The organism is Achromobacter spanius, assembly GCF_003994415.1.
Taxonomy (GTDB): domain Bacteria; phylum Pseudomonadota; class Gammaproteobacteria; order Burkholderiales; family Burkholderiaceae_B; genus Achromobacter; species Achromobacter spanius_C.
On the sequence record NZ_CP034689.1, the window covers coordinates 3,319,057 to 3,334,267 of the forward strand.

Consider the following 15,211-nt stretch of genomic DNA (forward strand, 5'->3'; position numbering starts at 1 on the left):
TGTGTCGTGCCTCCTTAATTGATTTGGGCCTTGGCCAGCGGCACGTCGGGCCGCTCTAGCAATGCCGGGTCCACCACCGCGCGTTGCGCGATCCATTTGCGCAGTTGACGCAAGTCTCGCGCGGCGTTGACGGCCACACCGGCCACGACGCGGCCGCTGGCGTCCAGCGCCACCGACAGCAAGGCACGGGCATCCGCCTGCGGACGCAGCACTTCGCTGACCGCCAGCGCGGGAAAGCCCACGATCTGCACCATGGCGTCGTACTGCTCGGACCAGACCGCGCCCGTGGGCAGATACGGGGCCGTCTCGCCCAGCGCGCACAGCGCCGCCGCCGTGCCCTGGTCTTGCGCGTTCTGCCACGATTCCAGGCGCACCGGGCCACCCGCGTCGGCATGCACCGACACGGCGACGTCGCCCGCGGCATACACATCCGGCGCCGAAGTGCGGCAGTGCGCATCGACCAGCACGCCCCGCTGGCAGGCAATGCCCGCCTCGCGCGCCAGCGTGTCGTTGGCTTGCAGGCCCACGCCCAGCACCACGGCGTGGGCCGCGATGCGTGTGCCGTCGGTCAGCTCGGCCACGGGCCGCCCGTCTTCTTGCGCATGGACCGCAAGCAGGCTGGCGCCCAGTCTTAGCTCCACCCCCGCCGCCGCATGCAGGGCAGCCAGGTGCGCGGATACGCCGGGTAGCACGCTACGGGCGCACAGCCGGTCGGCCTGTTCCAGCACGGTGACCCGGGTGCCGGCCTGGCGCGCGGTGGCGGCCACTTCCAACCCGATCCAGCCGCCGCCCACAATCAGCACATGCTTGTCCGGACCCAACTGGGCGCGCAGGCGCAATGCGTCGTCGCGGGTACGCAGCACATGCACGCCGGCATGGTCAACGCCAGGCAGCGGCGGCACGACCGGCCGGCCGCCCATGCACAAAATCAGCTTGTCGTAGGCGATTGCAGCACCATCGGACGTGTCCACCTGCTTGTCGGCCAATCGCAAGCGCGTGGCCGCCACGCCCGGATGAAACGTCACGTTCAACGACGCCAGCCGCTCGGCCGAAAACAGTTCGGTGCTGTCGGCGGGCGCGTGGCCGCCCAGCACGGCCTTGCTCAAGGGCGGGCGTTCATAGGGCGCGTGCGGCTCGTCGCCCAGCAGCACCACGCGGCCGGCGTAGCCGCGTTCGCGCAGGGTGGCGGCGGCCCAGCCGCCCGCCTGCCCCGCGCCCACGATGACGATCGCGTCCGAGTTCACGCGGCTTCCGCCTTCAGGTAGATGGTGTCGGCCTCGACCCGCACCTCGTAGCGGCGCAGGTCGGTCGTGACCGGCGGGCATTGCGGCTTGCCGGTGCGGATGTCGAAAACGCCCTGGTGCAAGGGGCATTCGATGGTGCCGTCTTCCAGGTAGCCATCGGCCAGGCTGGCGTTGCCGTGCGGGCAGCGGTCCTGGGTGGCGCAGATGTCGTCGGGCAGCTTGTACAGGCAGACGGCCTCGCCTTCATGCACGACGCGCAGCGTGCCGGTGTCGGGTGAAATGTCCGCCACCAGCGCAACGGGTTTCCAGGTGTCCATGATTACAACCCCATCGCCTTGCGGTAATAGTCATAGAACGACCGGATCAGCACTTCGGTCACCATGTAGTCGGCCGGTTCGGTGTCGCGGCCGCCCATTTCCACGATGCCGCGCGCCTCGGGGTAGCCGGTCACGCCGATCTGCACCTGGTTCAGCATTTCGCTGTCATCCATCGACACGAAGCCGGCCGGGCCCAGCAGGTTGGCGTGCTTCAAGCGCAGCCGGGTCATTTCCTCGTCGTCGTCCTCGTAGCCGTAATAGGTAAAGACCAGTTCGTGCTCGGTGGGGCTGCGCGGAATGACGTGGCGGGTTTTCAGGGAATTGGCCTGGATGCCGAACTGCGCGGCCGGGAAGACCCAGGCGCCACCCACGCGGCCCCGGTTGAACTCGGCGCGCGGGGTCACGGTTTCCAGATCCAGCAATTCCAGGTCGTCACGGAAGCGGCTCATTTCCGTGGTGGCCTCGGTCTTCTTCTTGCCTTCGTTGTGCGAGACCATCACGCTGTGCGCGCCGCCGCCCGTGGGAATGCATTCCGACTTCGAATCCGCGCGCCACAGGCCGAAGGTGATGTAGAAGGTGTGCAGCAAGGTGGCGTGGTACGGGTCCTTCAGGTTTTCCAGGTACATCTTCCAGTTGCTGGGGATCAACTGGCGGCTGTAGCCCAGCAGCTTGAGCGGCTTGCCCGGCAGCATGTGATCAATTTCGGCCAGCACTTCCGGGCCGCAATAGTCTTCAAAGCTGGGCGCTTCTTCGGAAAACGTGGCCCAGATGGAGCCGCCCCGGTTCACGCTGCGCAGCTTGCGGATGCCGTTCTGCTTGGGATCGAAATCGCGCGGCATGCCGCCCTTGCCCATGGCGCCGCGCCGAAACGGCACGCCTTGCAGGTTGCCGTGCAGGTCGTAATTCCATTGGTGATACGGGCAGGTGAAGTCGGTGACGCGGCCGGTGTTCTGCCAGCAGATCTGCGCGCCGCGATGCGCGCAGCGGTTTTCCAGCACGTTCACGTCGCCGGTTTCGGTGCGCACCATGATGACCGGGCGGTTGCCGATCCAGTTGCGCTTGTAGCTGCCGGTTTCGGGCACTTCGCATTCCAGGCCCACGTAGTTCCAGGTCTGGCCGGCGAAGAACACGTCCATTTCCTTTTGGAAGATGGCGGGGTCGGTGTAGACCCAGTTGGGGATGCGCGTATAGCCCTCTTTGGGCCAGCGGCGTTCAAGATGGATGGGGGCCGTGGCGGGCGTGTCCAGCACGGCGGAATCGGAACAGGTCATGGCTTTTCCTTCAAGCAGATTCAGATGGGCACGATCAGCGACGTGCGCACGCGGTAGTTGTCGTACACGCAGTCGCGGCGGCTGATGGCCAGGCCGTCGGGGGTGACACGCAGCACGTCCAGATAGCGGCCCACCATGTTCAGGCTGGGCTCGCGGTCGGACAGCGACTCCATGATGGCGAAGTTGGCTTGCGACACGATGTGGTCGCCCTGCACTTCCATCACGCGCACGCCGCTGATGAAGTGGCGCAGCGAACGCGGTTCGAACATGGTGGTTTCGCGCAGCGCGGTCACGCGGTCGCGCACCATGTTCTTGTTCATGCAATAGATCAGGCCCAGCGGCAGGCCGGCGTCGTGGTTCTCGCGGGACAGCACGCGGTAGTGGCAGTCTTCGGTGAAGAAGTCGGGCCACTCTTCCAGCCGCCCCTCGTCCAGGCAAAAGGCGTAGTCGTCGTAGAAGTCGCGCAGTTGCGCGCGCAGGGCCGGGGCGTCGGTCAGGTCGGTCAAGGTCATGGTGGGTCCGGAGTTCGTTTCGGGTATCGGCGCGGCTTGCTTCAGGACGCGGCCGCCAACTGCGCGCGGTTGCTTTCAAAACCGCTCTGGCTGCCCAGCGCCAGAATGGGTTCCTGCATGCGCTCCTGCCAGATCAGCGATTCCATGGCGATTTGCAGCGGGTGGTCTTGCACCGTCAGCGCGGACGTGGTTTCAGTGCCGGAATGGTGCGAATGCATGGCCCAGCCGGGCGCGGACAGGATCAGGTCGCCTGCCTTCCAGTCCAGCCGCACGCCGTTGACCTTGCTGTAGCCGTTGCCGCGCAGGTAATAGTTGATGGCCGACGAGCTGTGCCGGTGCGGCACGTGGTGGTTGTCCGGCGGCGACGACGAAATCGTGGCGAAGAAGCTGTGGGTGGTGCCGATGCGGCGTTCGGTGGCCGGGTTGTACAGCACGAACAGGCGGCGGCCGTTGTAGCCGCGCGCCATGTCTTCCACGGTGGGCAGGTAGCGCGACACCGCCTGCCAGGGCCAATGCAGCGCCTTGGATTCCAGCACGTCAATGTCGATCAGCCATTCATAGCCCATCAGCCACGCGCCCTCGGGCGTGATCTGTTCGCGCAGCGCAAGGTCGCGCGAACGCGCGGCGTCGGGCGCGCGCGGCGGCACGGGCTTGGTGTTGGCGTCGGCGGGCGGCACGTCGCCGTCGAACTCTTCCACGTAATGGATTTCCAGCTTTTCCAGCAAGGGCGCGTTCGAATACGACAAGCGCACCCAGGGCGTCTTGCCTTCGTTGCGGTACGAATGCACCTGCATGGCGGGGGTGTTCCAGACGTCCCAATGGCCCACGCGGATGTCGCGGCCGGCTACGGTTGCCACGCCCTCGCCGCTGATACAGATCTCCAGCATGTTGGAGTTCTTGCGCAGGTTGTAGGTGCGTTCGCCGGGGTTGACCACGTTGATGGTCACGTCGGTGCCCGGCGCCAGGCCCAACCCGGGCGCGGTGGCCTCGGGGTGGGTGATGAGCGAGGCGCGGCGGCCGTTGTCGGGCCGGGGCGCGTCAATCAGCCGCGCGATTTCCAGATCGATGTCCTCTTTCGGGATCACGATGGACGGCCATTTGTTTTGTTCGCGGGGGCTGGCCCCGCTGACGTCGACGAACATGCTTGTCTCCTCTTGCTTCCGGCGCTTGCCGAATGTCTTGTTGAACGTTGTTTGGGCTCAGTGATCTGGCTTCAGACTTCAGGGCTGCGACAGCAGCAGGTTTTCGCGGGTCTGCGGCGGCAGCGCCACGCCCAGCCCGTGGTCGCGGGCGTGCTCGTACACCACGCGCGCCATCGCCAGGTCAGACAGACCCATGCCCATGCCCTTGAAGATCGTCAGCCGGGCGTCGTCCGGGCGCGATTCGCCGGCCGCCAGCAGTTGACCCAGCACCGACACGCCCTGCCACGGCGCGCCATCGGCGCCATAGCGTTCACGCAATTCGCGCGAGCCCTTGCGGGCGTTTTCCAGGTCGTCCACCACCACGCGGCTGGCCAGGCTGAACACGTCTTGCGCAAATTCCGCCTTGGCGGGCAGGATGGCGCCCACGGCGTTCAGGTGCCGACAGTTGGCCAGCATGGCCGCGTCCACGAAGGGTTCGACGGCGCGCGTGATCAGCGTGACGATCTCGGCGTCGGCCAACGCGTGTTCCAGGCTGGGAGACGCCTGGATATCAAAGGCGTACTTGCCCGCCACGCTGGCCACGAAGGCATGGCGCTTTTCCGGCGTGGGGCTGTAGACCCGCACCTGGCGCAAGGGGCGCACCGCCGCCAGCGCCGCCAGTTGCGTGACGGCTTGCGGGCCCGTGCCGATCAATGCCGCGCGGGTGGCGTCGGCCGGCGCCAGGGTGCGCGTGGCCACGCCGCTGATCGCCGCCGTGCGCAACATGCCCAGCGCGCGCGCTTCGATAATGGCGCGCAGCGTGCCCGTTGCCCCATCAAACAGGCTGAACAGCGACCCGCCGCCCGCCTTGGTGTGCACCCAGGTCTTGAAACCCGCGTAGCCGCCCGGCCCCGTCTGCACGGAACCCAATGCATGCATTGAGCTGCCGTCGCCCCAGGTGGCCAGCGTCTTGGGCAGGTTGCGCGCTTCTTCGCGCGCCTGCGCCACCAGCATGTCTTGCAGCGCGTCGATGGCGCGCTGGATGTTCAGTGCCGAGACCACGTCCCGTTCCGTCAGATACCGCAGCGCCTCAGCCATGCGCGTCTCCTTGTTGGCGGGCGGGTTCGTCCGCCACCGTATTGACCAGCGTGCCGATGCCGGGGATGTCGACTTCCAGCGTGTCGCCCGCCACCATGAAGCGCGGCGGCTTGCGGCTGGACCCCACGCCTTCGGGGGTGCCGGTGGCGATGATGTCGCCCGGCGACAGCGGCGTGAACGCGCTGATGTAGGCGATGAGTTCGGGAATGGGAAAGATCAGGTCGGACACGTCGCCCTGCTGCATCAGCTCGCCATTCAGGCGCGAGATGACCTGCAGGCGCGCGGGGGCGCCCACTTCGTCAGCGGTGACCAGCCAGGGGCCAATGGCGCCGCTGCGCTCGAAGTTCTTGCCGGGCGTGACTTGCGCGTTGTGCTTTTGGAAGTCGCGCACCGAGTTTTCGGCCATACAGGTGTAGCCCGCCACGTGCGCCAGTGCGTCTTGCGCGGCAATGTGGCGCCCGCCCCGGCCGATCACCACCGCCAGTTCGCCTTCGTAGTCGAAACGGTCTGACGCGCGCGGCTTCCAGACGGCTTCGCGATGGCCCACCACGCTGTCGGCAAAGCGCGCAAACAGCGATGGGTGCGCCGGCAGGTCGCGGCCGGCCTCGGCCACGTGCCGACCGTAGTTCAGGCCCACGCAAAGGATCTTGCGCGGCGCTGGCACGGGCGGCAGCCATTGCAGGCCGGCCAAGGGCCTACAGGGCATGCCGTCGGCGCGGGCCGCGCCGGCGATCTCGTCCACGCCCGCTTCCAGGCCGGCGATGACGTCGGGCCATACGTGGGTCAACACCACGACGTCGCTGTCTCGCACGACGCCCCAGGCGTTACGCCCGGCTTCCACGAAGCTGATCAGCTTCATTCCTGTCTCCTGTGCTTGCGGCCATAAAGCATGCATCTGGTGATTCCGTTGCATGCATTCGGGCGCTTATTTGCCTTCCGACCGCTGTTTTTCCGAATTATTGCATGCAATTTTGATCAATCGCAAGGCCCGTTCGTGTTTTTATTGACCGATTGCATGCAATTTTCTAGGTACACTGGAGCCCCTTTCAGACACGTTTCAGCCGACGCCCTGCTATGGCCGCACAGATCGATAAAGTGATTTCCGAACTTCGGGACATGGTGCTTTCGGGCGCTTTGCAACCGGGGGAACGGGTCGTGGAACTGCAGTTTTCGGCCCGCCTGGGCGTGTCGCGCACGCCGCTGCGCATTGCGCTGACCGAACTGGAAAAGGAAGGCCTGCTGGAACGCCTGCCGTCGCGCGGGTTCCGGGTGCGGGCGTTCACGGTGGATGAAATTGGCGATGCGGTGGATGTGCGCGGCGTGCTGGAAGGCATGGCGGCGCGGCTGCTGGCCGAGCGCGGCGCCACACCCGAGGTGTTGGAACAACTGTCGCAAGCCGTGGAAGAAGGACGCACGTTGTTGGCGCCCGCGCGGCGCGACCCGAACACCACGGTGGATGCGCGTGCCTGGGGCCAGATCAACCGCCGGTTTCATGAAATTCTGTGCGAAGCGGCGGGCAACCGCGCGCTGCTGTCCGCGCTGGAACACAACAACAAGACCCCGCTGGCGGGGCCCGCCGCGCTGACGCTGCCGTCTACCCCTTCTCTCCTGGAAACACCCTTTGTGCTGCGCGCGCAGGCCGATCACGAAGACCTGCTGCGCGCCATCACCCGGCGTGAAGCGGTGCGCGCGGAAAACCTGATGCGCGAACACGCTTACCGCAGCCGCGAAAACAAGCGGGTGTTGCTGGAATCGCTGCGCGGAAAGCTGTCGGCGCAACCGCTGTTGGCTGACCACAGCGCTTAGCAATAAGACGGCCGAACGGGTCCAAAACCGCCCGGGCACGGCGGTTGCTGCGTGCTGGCTGACGCCGCACGTTGGCGGCACCTTCCAAGGTTGCCAAGATGCCCGACATTGCCGAAATTTTTGCGTTGCAGGCCGGATTTGCCGAGATGTTCATCCGCGGCACCACCATGTACTGGGTGCTGTACGCGCTGCTGCGCCTGGCGGGCAGGCGCGATCTGGGTTCGTTGGGAGTCGCCGACCTGTTGGTGCTGGTCTTGGTGGCCGACGCGGGCGGCAATGCCATGTCGGGTGACTCGTATTCGATGGGCGACGGCATCATCGTGGTCACCACCATCGTGGGATGGAGCTTCCTCCTGGACCGGGTGGTGTATTACGTGCCCGCATTGCAGCGGTTTCTGGAGCCGCAACGCATCTGCCTGGTACGTAATGGCCGCATCATCGTGTCAGGCTTGAGAAGCGAACACATCAGCCGTGGCGAATTGATGGAACAGCTGCGGCTCAAGGGCGTGGGAAACCTGGCTAAGGTGAAACGCGCGTACCTGGAATCCACGGGCGAATTCAGCATCATCAGCGCCGACGAAGATATCCCCCTGCCCATTCCACGTTGGAAGAAGACAAGGACCCCGACCCCTGCTGAGCTCGGCGGCATCTTCCTAGGAACGCGGATTGCTGGGGTATGCGTGGATCAAAGCTATCCATGTGTAATCAACGGCGCACCGCGCCACTCTTGGGAGACGTACATGAAAACTCGCACCCTGACTGCCGCCCTGCTTTCGGTGTCCGTGCTTGGCGCCGGCAATTTCGCCGTGGCGCAACAAACCGCTCCGACCACAACTCCTTCCACGGGCGCACCCGCTTCGCCCACTACGCCCGCCCCCGGCGCGCCCGCCGGCCAGATGGCGGCCGAGTCCAAGCTGGACAGCAACGACCGCGACTTTATTGAAGATGCCGCGCAGTCCGGACATATGGAAATCGAAGGCAGCAAGATGGCCTTGGAAAAGTCGCAGAACGCCGAGGTGAAGAAGTTCGCGCAGCAGATGATCGACGACCACACCAAGGCCGGCCAACGATTGGCGAGCCTGGCCAAGAGCAAGGGCGTTGAAGCCCCCACCGAACCGTCGTTGATGCAGAAAGCCAAGCTGAAGACGCTGGGCCTGCGCGATGAGGGGTTTGACGAGGCCTATGCCGAAGGCGTGGGCGTGTCGGCCCACGAAGATGCCGTGAAGCTGTTTGAGCAAGCGTCAAACGAGGTCAAGGACCCCGAGTTGAAGCAGTTCGCCACGGAAACGCTGCCCAAGCTGCGGCAGCACTTGGAGATGGCCAAGACGCTGGAGCAAAGCGTAAAGAACGCCAAGCCGAAGTAAGCATTGGCGGCAAGCAAAGGCTGGCCGGCCTGCACTAGCCGCAGGCCGCCACCAGAAAGACCGGCACGGTCTGCCAGATGACCGCCAGGGCCGACAGCAAGCACAGCGCAGCGGTCAGCCAGACGTGGAAGCCGTCCAGGCCCCACTCCCTGACCCGCCTGGCTTGCCGCGCGGAGATAAGGGCCATGGCGGCCAAGGCCAGCGCCGTGCCGGCAAGTATCAACCACGATGACAGCGGCAGGCCCAATGCGGCCATGGCCAACGTAGAGCGTGGCCGCGCGCAGCCCAAGGCATTGACGATGTAGATGGCCAGGAAGTGCACCATCCAGATGGCCGGGCCGGCGATCAGGAACAAGAGATCGGTTCCGAATGGCGTCTTCTTCGTCTTCGTGGTGTTTCCGGTGTCCCCGGTGTTTGTGGCGTCGACCGCTTTGATGTTTTTCATGGCGCTACCCCGTCATCCGGGGAAAGGCGTGTACCAACCCCAGCCCCAACAAACCCTGCGCAACGGTGTAATGCCACATCATCATGGTGGTGTCGTAGCAGGCGCGCCGGGTATAAGACAGCCTGCCCGCCACCGAGCGCGACACGGTGAATACGCCCATGGTGCCGGCGATCAGCGCAAAGAAACCCTGCAAGCCGGCGATGGCGTAGACGGCAGCCGTATAAGCCGACGCCTGAGGCCGCAAGCCCTGGGTCCAGTGCCCGTGCAATTGCACCGCGGACGCCGCCATCAACAGCGCCACGCCAAGCAAGATGCCCACCCGAACACGGCCCTGCTGCCCGTGGCGCAACCAGTTGCCGCAGCAGGCAATCAGCACACTGGCTCCCAGCAATAGACCGGCCGACAGCACGGCGCCACCGGGCGCGGCAAGGTCGGCCACCCGGGGCCAGACCTCGGGCGACGTCGTCCACAAAAACAGATACGCGAAACACAGCGAACCAAAGATGCTGGTGCAGACGATCACCAACAGCACCATGGCCCAGCCGTAATGGGACGCCATGCCCGAACACGCCATGGGCAGGCGCAGCCCCGCCCCGATGTCAACGGGCGAATGGTCGGGGCCGGTGTCGGCGTCCCACAGCCATCGCCATATCGACACTACCGCCAGCACCCCGCAGGCGCCCGCCAGCGCATGCATCTTGAAGGTCAGCAACAGGAAAAAGCCCGCCGTGCCCAAGGCCGCCAACAGCGGCGCCCAGCCCGGACCGGGCAGCGGCAACACATAGTCAGGCTGCGCTTGCGTGGCGCTGGTCACCAGCGTAGAACGCTGGCCCGCCGGGGCGTTGGGCAGGAAGTAGCGGCCCGCGGCTACGTCGCGCGCCAGCCCGGGTTGGTCCCACAAGGGTTCCCGTGAACTTACCCAGGGAATGCTGCGCAGGCCGTAGCGGCCATTGGGCAGCCATTCCAGCGTGCCCGCGTTCCACACGTTGCCAACGCCCTGGCCGCTGCCGGGCCGGAAGTTGCGCGCCAGGTCCCACAAAAACACCAGCACGCCGGCCGCGATCAGGTAGGAACCCACGGTGGACACCATGTTCAACAGTCCCCAGCCCTGGCTTTCGGCATAGGTGTAGACGCGCCGGGGCATGCCGGCCAGGCCGGTGAAATGCATGGGAAAGAACGCCACGTTGAAGCCCACGAACATCAGCCAGAACGCCCAGCGCCCCAGCCGTTCGGACAAGGCGCGCCTGCTGATCAGCGGCGCCCAGTAATAGAACGCCGCGAACAGCGGGAACACCATGCCGCCGAACAGCACGTAATGCAGGTGCGCCACCACGAAATAGGTGTCGTGCGCCTGTAAGTCGAACGGAATGACGGCCACCATCACGCCGGTCAGCCCGCCCAGCACAAAGATGAAGAAGAAGCCAAGAATGAACAGCATGGGCGATTTCAGCGGACGCAGGCGCACTGCCGCCGCAATGGTGGCGATCCACGCGAACACCTGGATGGCGGTGGGCACCGACACCGCCATGCTGGCCGCCGACGCAAAGCTCAAGGACAAGGACGGAATGCCGGTGGCGAACATGTGATGCACCCACAGGCCAAAGCTCAGGAACGCGGTGCCCACCACGGCCATCACCACCAGGCGGTAACCCACCAGCGGCACGCCCGTCATGGCGGGAATCATCATGGACACCATGCCGGCGGCCGGCAGGAAGATGATGTAGACCTCGGGGTGGCCAAAGAACCAGAACAGGTGCTGCCATAGCAAGGGGTCGCCACCGCGTTGGGTGATGAAGAACGGCATGTTGAAGGCGCGTTCCAGCTCCAGCAAGGCGGTGGCGACGATGACGGCGGGAAAGGCAATGATGACCATGCCGCAGAACACCAGCATGACCCAGGCGAATATCGGCATCTTGTCCAACGTCATGCCGGGCGCGCGGGTGCGCAGGATGCCCACGGCAAGCTCGATGGCGCCCGCGATGGCGGAAATTTCGATGAAACCGATGCCCAGCAGCCACAGGTCGGCATTCATGGCGGGCGAAAACTGCGTACTGGTCAGCGGCGGATACATGAACCAGCCGCCGTCGGGCGCGAGCCCCACGAAGATGCTGCAGAAGAACACCAGCCCGCCCACCGCGTACGCCCAATAGGCATAGGCCGACAGCCGGGGAAACGGCAGGTCGCGCGCGCCAAGCATGTTGGGCAGCAGCAGCACAGCCACGGCTTCCACTGCCGGCACGGCAAACAGAAACATCATCACCGTGCCGTGCATGGTGAACAACTGGTTGTAAAGCGCGTGGCCGATCAAGTAGCTGTCGGGCGCGGCCAACTGCGTGCGCATCAGCAGCGCCAGGACGCCCGCCAGAAGAAAAAGCAGAAAGGCCGTGCCGATGTACAGCAGTCCGATGGAGGTGTTGTTGACCACCGTCAGCGCGCGCCAGCCGGTCGGCGCCTTCCACACGCGTTGTAGTTCGTCGAATTCGCTGTCGGGACGCGGCGCCGGGTTGGGCAGCTTGGGCGACAGCAGCACGCCCTGCTCGGGCGCGGGTGGCATGGCGGTGCCGGGGGACGTGACGTCGTCGCTCACTTCAGGCTTTCCAGGTAGTGGGCCACGGCGCGCAGATCCTCGCCCGGCAGTTGATCAAAGGACGGCATGGGGTTGCCGGGCTTGATGTGCTGGCTGCCGGCGATCCAGCCCGCCAGCGCGCCGACATTGTTGGGCAGCACGCCCGCCGCCAGGGACAAGCGGCTGCCTACGTGCGTCAGGTCCGGCCCCTGCGTGCCGGCCGCCGACGTGCCGCGCACCGTGTGGCACTGGGCGCAAGCCTGCTGGAACAGACGCGCCCCCTGGCGCAGCGTGGGTTCGGCGACGGACAACGCGGGCGCGGCCGGCTGCGCTTGCGCGCTCAGCCAGGCCTGGAATGCGTCAGGCGCCATGGCCTGCACATCGAACTTCATATTGGCGTGTTGTGCGCCGCAGTATTCCGCGCATTGACCGGTGTACCTGCCCGCCCCAGCGCGCGCACGCGCAGGCGGTTGACGTGGCCGGGAATCATGTCCAGCTTGCCGCCCAGTTCGGGTATCCAGAAACTGTGGATGACGTTGTCAGACTTCAGCACGAATTCCACCCATTCCCCGGCCGGTATGCGGATGTCGTTGGCGGTTTCGAACACGGGCTTGCCCGCTGCATCCAGATAGCGCACCCGCCACCACCAGAGCTCGCCGGTGACCTCGATGCGGGTAGCCGCCGTCGCCCCCGCGCGCGCCATGGACGACGCCGTGCTCAACACGTACACCAGCAACGCGGTCAGGGCCGCCACGGGAAAGGCGATGCCCGCGCCCACGATCAGCGACGGACGCGACAAGCGCCGTCGCAACGACACGGGGCCGAACAGGGCCACGGCGATCAACGCGGCCACGGCCAGGAATATCACCGTAGCGCCAATGAACAGCACGCTGCTGATGTCGGCCACACCGCTCGCGCCCTCGCCTGCTGGCGGGGCGGGCAGGATGGCAGGCGCACGTTCGGCCGAAGCCGGCAGCACGGCGGCAAGCGCGTAGGAAGGAGTGGCGGCCATGTCGGCCGTCAGCATGTGGCGTGCCTGAGAGACGGTGCCCGGAGCGCTGGGCGGCCAGGCATGACAGGAACATAGAACAAAGAGCAAAAAGCAGATCGCTGGGAACCTGGAACAGGAATTAAAGACCAGGGAACAAGACTTGCTGAGCCGCCCGGTCTGGAGGTGAAACCCCGTGCGTACCGCTGCCCGACCCGTTTTCATGCTGTTTGGCGCCGCCACGCTGTCATTGCTGGCCGCGTGTGGCGACGAGCGGCCGGCGCTTGCGCCGAACCTGACGGCCGCCGCCCTGCCCGAGCGGGCCGACGCTGTCCGAGGCAGGCAGTGGATTTCGGAATATGGCTGCCTGGCCTGCCACGCCGTGCCCTCGGTACGGGGGCCGGCTTCGTCGGTTGGGCCGCCCCTGGGCAATGTGGGGCGGCAAGCCTATCTGACTGGCCTGCTGCCCAACACCCCCCAAAACCTGGTCCGCTGGCTGATGGACCCGCCCGCCATCAATCCGCGCACCGCCATGCCCAACGTGGGCTTGAGCCAAGCCGAGGCCGAGGACATCGCCGCTTTTCTGTTGTCCCTGCCCGAGTCGCCGGAGCCATCATGAGACGTTGGAATCGTATCGCCGCGTGGTTGCTTGCCGCCCTGGCCGCATCCGGCGCGGCGCTGGGCACGGCGGTCATTTATTTCGGGTGGTACGACGTCAGCGCTACCGGCCCGCATACCGTGCCGGTTCATGTGTTGCTGGACGTGGCGCTGACACGGTCGGTCAAGGTGCGCTCGGCCGACATCGACGTGCCAGATCTGGACGACGCTGCGCGCATTCAGCGCGGCAACGCCTTGTACCGCGCCCATTGCGTGCAATGCCATGGCGCGCCTGGCCTGGCGCCGGAACCCTACGCGCTGGGCTTGAACCCCGCGCCCGCAGCGCTGGTGGGCACGGCCCGAGAGCGCCCCGCGGCCGAGATATTCTGGATTACCCGGCACGGCATCAAAATGACAGGCATGCCCGCCTGGCAGTACCGGCTGACGGACGCGCAGATCTGGGACGTGGTGGCTTTCATGCGGGTGCTACCCACGCTGTCCCCCGAGCAATATCGCGAGGGGGCAACCGACGCGCCGCGCGCGGCTCCATCCGAGGCTCAGTCAGAAGGGCCTTCCGAGGCTCCCTCCGAAGCCATGCGCTTGGGCGACGCCATGGCCGGGCGGGACGCGCTGCAGCAGTACCTGTGCGTGACCTGTCACGCCATTCCCGGCGTGCCCGGCGCGCGCCACCACGTCGGCCCGTCGCTGGCCGGCATGGCGGATCGTTCCCGCATCGCGGGCGTAGTGCCCAACACGCCCGACAACATGCAGAAATGGCTGCTGGACCCGAGGCAGATCAAGCCGGGCTCGGCCATGCCCAACTTGGGGCTGCGCGAACAAGACGCGCGCGACATCGCCGCCTTCTTGCAGACGCTTTCGAACCTTGACTAGGCCACATCCGTCGCCAGTGAGCTAGCCCAGGCCAGCACCGCCGGGCCTGGGCATGCATGGGCCAGTGCCACGGATCAGGCATGCGCCAACGCGTTGGCAGCGCTGGCAGGCAGCGCGTCCAGCCCCACTTGCAGCAGCTTGCGGTCGCGCAACCGCAAGGCCGTCAGCACGCCGCCCGTGACGCAGCCGGTGTCCAGACAGGCCACATCCCGGCGCACCAACAATCCCAGGGTGGCCCAATGCCCGAACAGGATGGGCGTGTCCGTGCAGCGCCGTTCGGGCACGTCGAACCAGGGCAAGGTGCCTTGCGGCCAGTGGCCGGGCGTGGCGCGGGCGCCCAGCGCCATGGCGCCATCGCGTGTGCACAGCCGCATGCGGGTAAAGGCGCCCACGATGAAACGCAGCCGCTGCGCGTCATGCAGCTTGGCGCTCCAGGCGCGCGGCGAACCGCCGTGCAAGGCGTGCATCGTGTCGCGCCAATGTTCGCCGCGCAATGCGTGCTCGGCCTCTTGCGCCAGGGACTTGGCGGTGGCGGTATCCCATTGGGGGTGGATGCCGGCATGCGTCAGCACATGGCCAGCCTCGATGTGCATCAACGGCTGCCTGCGCAGCCAGTCCAGAAGATCGTCCACATCGGGCGAATTGAACAGATCGCCAAGCGTGTCCCGCCTGCCGGGGCGCATGCTGCCCGCCGCGATTGCCAGCGCCCGCAGATCGTGATTGCCCAGCACCACGGTGGCGCGAGTTCCCAACGCCCTAACGCGGCGCAGCGTCGCGGCGGACGCCGGGCCACGGTTGATCAGGTCCCCGACGAACCACAAACGGCATTCAGGTTCGTCCGCGATCTCGGGACGCGCCAGCAGCGCGTCCAGGAAATCCGCGCAACCATGCACGTCGCCAATCGCCCAGATTGACGGGGCGCGCGGTGATGGTGGCTGATCCATGTGTGGCCCCTGCTTCGTGTCATATCAGGCGAAATCGCCCTCGCCCG

General features: G+C 66.1%; 16 protein-coding genes. 4 read left to right on the top strand and 12 right to left on the bottom strand.

The window, feature by feature from the left end; all coding sequences use genetic code 11:
• Positions 1-14: 14 nt before the first annotated feature.
• The 7 genes from ELS24_RS15055 to ELS24_RS15085 all read right to left on the bottom strand — a co-directional run bounded on the left by ELS24_RS15055 (position 15) and on the right by ELS24_RS15085 (position 6,422).
• Positions 15-1,244: an NAD(P)/FAD-dependent oxidoreductase gene (locus tag ELS24_RS15055; protein WP_127184600.1), complete on the bottom strand. Its 1,230-nt coding sequence runs from the start codon at positions 1,242-1,244 to the stop codon at positions 15-17.
• Positions 1,241-1,561, bottom strand: a complete 321-nt coding sequence (locus tag ELS24_RS15060; RefSeq protein WP_127184601.1) for a non-heme iron oxygenase ferredoxin subunit — start codon at positions 1,559-1,561, stop codon at positions 1,241-1,243. The genes ELS24_RS15055 and ELS24_RS15060 overlap by 4 nt, the downstream gene beginning before the upstream one ends.
• A 2-nt stretch (positions 1,562-1,563) precedes the next feature.
• A complete protein-coding gene (locus tag ELS24_RS15065) occupies positions 1,564-2,832 on the bottom strand; it encodes an aromatic ring-hydroxylating dioxygenase subunit alpha (RefSeq protein ID WP_050444776.1) in 1,269 nt (422 codons plus the stop codon).
• Positions 2,833-2,852: 20 nt separating this feature from the next.
• Positions 2,853-3,344, bottom strand: a complete 492-nt coding sequence (locus tag ELS24_RS15070; RefSeq protein WP_050444775.1) for an aromatic-ring-hydroxylating dioxygenase subunit beta — start codon at positions 3,342-3,344, stop codon at positions 2,853-2,855.
• Positions 3,345-3,385: 41 nt separating this feature from the next.
• Positions 3,386-4,486: a cupin domain-containing protein gene (locus tag ELS24_RS15075; protein ID WP_127184602.1), complete on the bottom strand. Its 1,101-nt coding sequence runs from the start codon at positions 4,484-4,486 to the stop codon at positions 3,386-3,388.
• Between the two features lie 78 nt (positions 4,487-4,564).
• Complete coding sequence (locus tag ELS24_RS15080) at positions 4,565-5,563, bottom strand: ornithine cyclodeaminase family protein (RefSeq protein ID WP_127184603.1); 999 nt, start codon at positions 5,561-5,563, stop codon at positions 4,565-4,567.
• Positions 5,556-6,422, bottom strand: a complete 867-nt coding sequence (locus ELS24_RS15085; protein WP_127184604.1) for a fumarylacetoacetate hydrolase family protein — start codon at positions 6,420-6,422, stop codon at positions 5,556-5,558. The genes ELS24_RS15080 and ELS24_RS15085 overlap by 8 nt, the downstream gene beginning before the upstream one ends.
• 215 nt (positions 6,423-6,637) lie before the next feature.
• Here ELS24_RS15085 and ELS24_RS15090 point away from each other — a divergent pair, with 215 nt between their 5' ends.
• Positions 6,638-7,369: a GntR family transcriptional regulator gene (locus tag ELS24_RS15090; protein ID WP_050444771.1), complete on the top strand. Its 732-nt coding sequence runs from the start codon at positions 6,638-6,640 to the stop codon at positions 7,367-7,369.
• A gap of 98 nt (positions 7,370-7,467) precedes the next feature.
• Positions 7,468-8,733: a DUF4142 domain-containing protein gene (locus ELS24_RS31290; protein WP_240669526.1), complete on the top strand. Its 1,266-nt coding sequence runs from the start codon at positions 7,468-7,470 to the stop codon at positions 8,731-8,733.
• 34 nt (positions 8,734-8,767) lie between these two features.
• On the opposite strand, the gene ELS24_RS15105 is transcribed toward ELS24_RS31290, so the two are convergent.
• Genes ELS24_RS15105 through ELS24_RS31300 form a run of 4 tightly spaced genes read right to left on the bottom strand, consistent with a single transcriptional unit; the run spans position 8,768 to position 12,771 of the window.
• Positions 8,768-9,178 carry a hypothetical protein gene (locus tag ELS24_RS15105; protein WP_127184605.1) on the bottom strand — a complete coding sequence of 137 codons (411 nt, stop codon included), beginning with the start codon at positions 9,176-9,178 and terminating at the stop codon, positions 8,768-8,770.
• Positions 9,179-9,182: 4 nt separating this feature from the next.
• On the bottom strand, positions 9,183-11,732 hold the full coding sequence (locus ELS24_RS15110) for a cbb3-type cytochrome c oxidase subunit I (RefSeq protein ID WP_127186352.1): 2,550 nt from the start codon (positions 11,730-11,732) through the stop codon (positions 9,183-9,185).
• A gap of 29 nt (positions 11,733-11,761) precedes the next feature.
• Positions 11,762-12,136, bottom strand: coding sequence for a c-type cytochrome (locus ELS24_RS31295; RefSeq protein ID WP_240669527.1), 375 nt, complete (start codon positions 12,134-12,136; stop codon positions 11,762-11,764).
• Complete coding sequence (locus ELS24_RS31300; protein ID WP_240669528.1) at positions 12,133-12,771, bottom strand: hypothetical protein; 639 nt, start codon at positions 12,769-12,771, stop codon at positions 12,133-12,135. The genes ELS24_RS31295 and ELS24_RS31300 overlap by 4 nt, the downstream gene beginning before the upstream one ends.
• A gap of 157 nt (positions 12,772-12,928) precedes the next feature.
• Here ELS24_RS31300 and ELS24_RS15120 point away from each other — a divergent pair, with 157 nt between their 5' ends.
• Positions 12,929-13,351: a c-type cytochrome gene (locus tag ELS24_RS15120; RefSeq protein WP_240669529.1), complete on the top strand. Its 423-nt coding sequence runs from the start codon at positions 12,929-12,931 to the stop codon at positions 13,349-13,351.
• On the top strand, positions 13,348-14,220 hold the full coding sequence (locus ELS24_RS15125) for a c-type cytochrome (RefSeq protein WP_127184606.1): 873 nt from the start codon (positions 13,348-13,350) through the stop codon (positions 14,218-14,220). Before ELS24_RS15120 ends, ELS24_RS15125 begins: the two co-directional genes overlap by 4 nt.
• A gap of 74 nt (positions 14,221-14,294) precedes the next feature.
• Here the strand turns inward: ELS24_RS15125 and ELS24_RS15130 are convergent, their stop codons facing one another.
• Positions 14,295-15,164, bottom strand: a complete 870-nt coding sequence (locus ELS24_RS15130; RefSeq protein WP_127184607.1) for a symmetrical bis(5'-nucleosyl)-tetraphosphatase — start codon at positions 15,162-15,164, stop codon at positions 14,295-14,297.
• Positions 15,165-15,211: the final 47 nt, after the last annotated feature.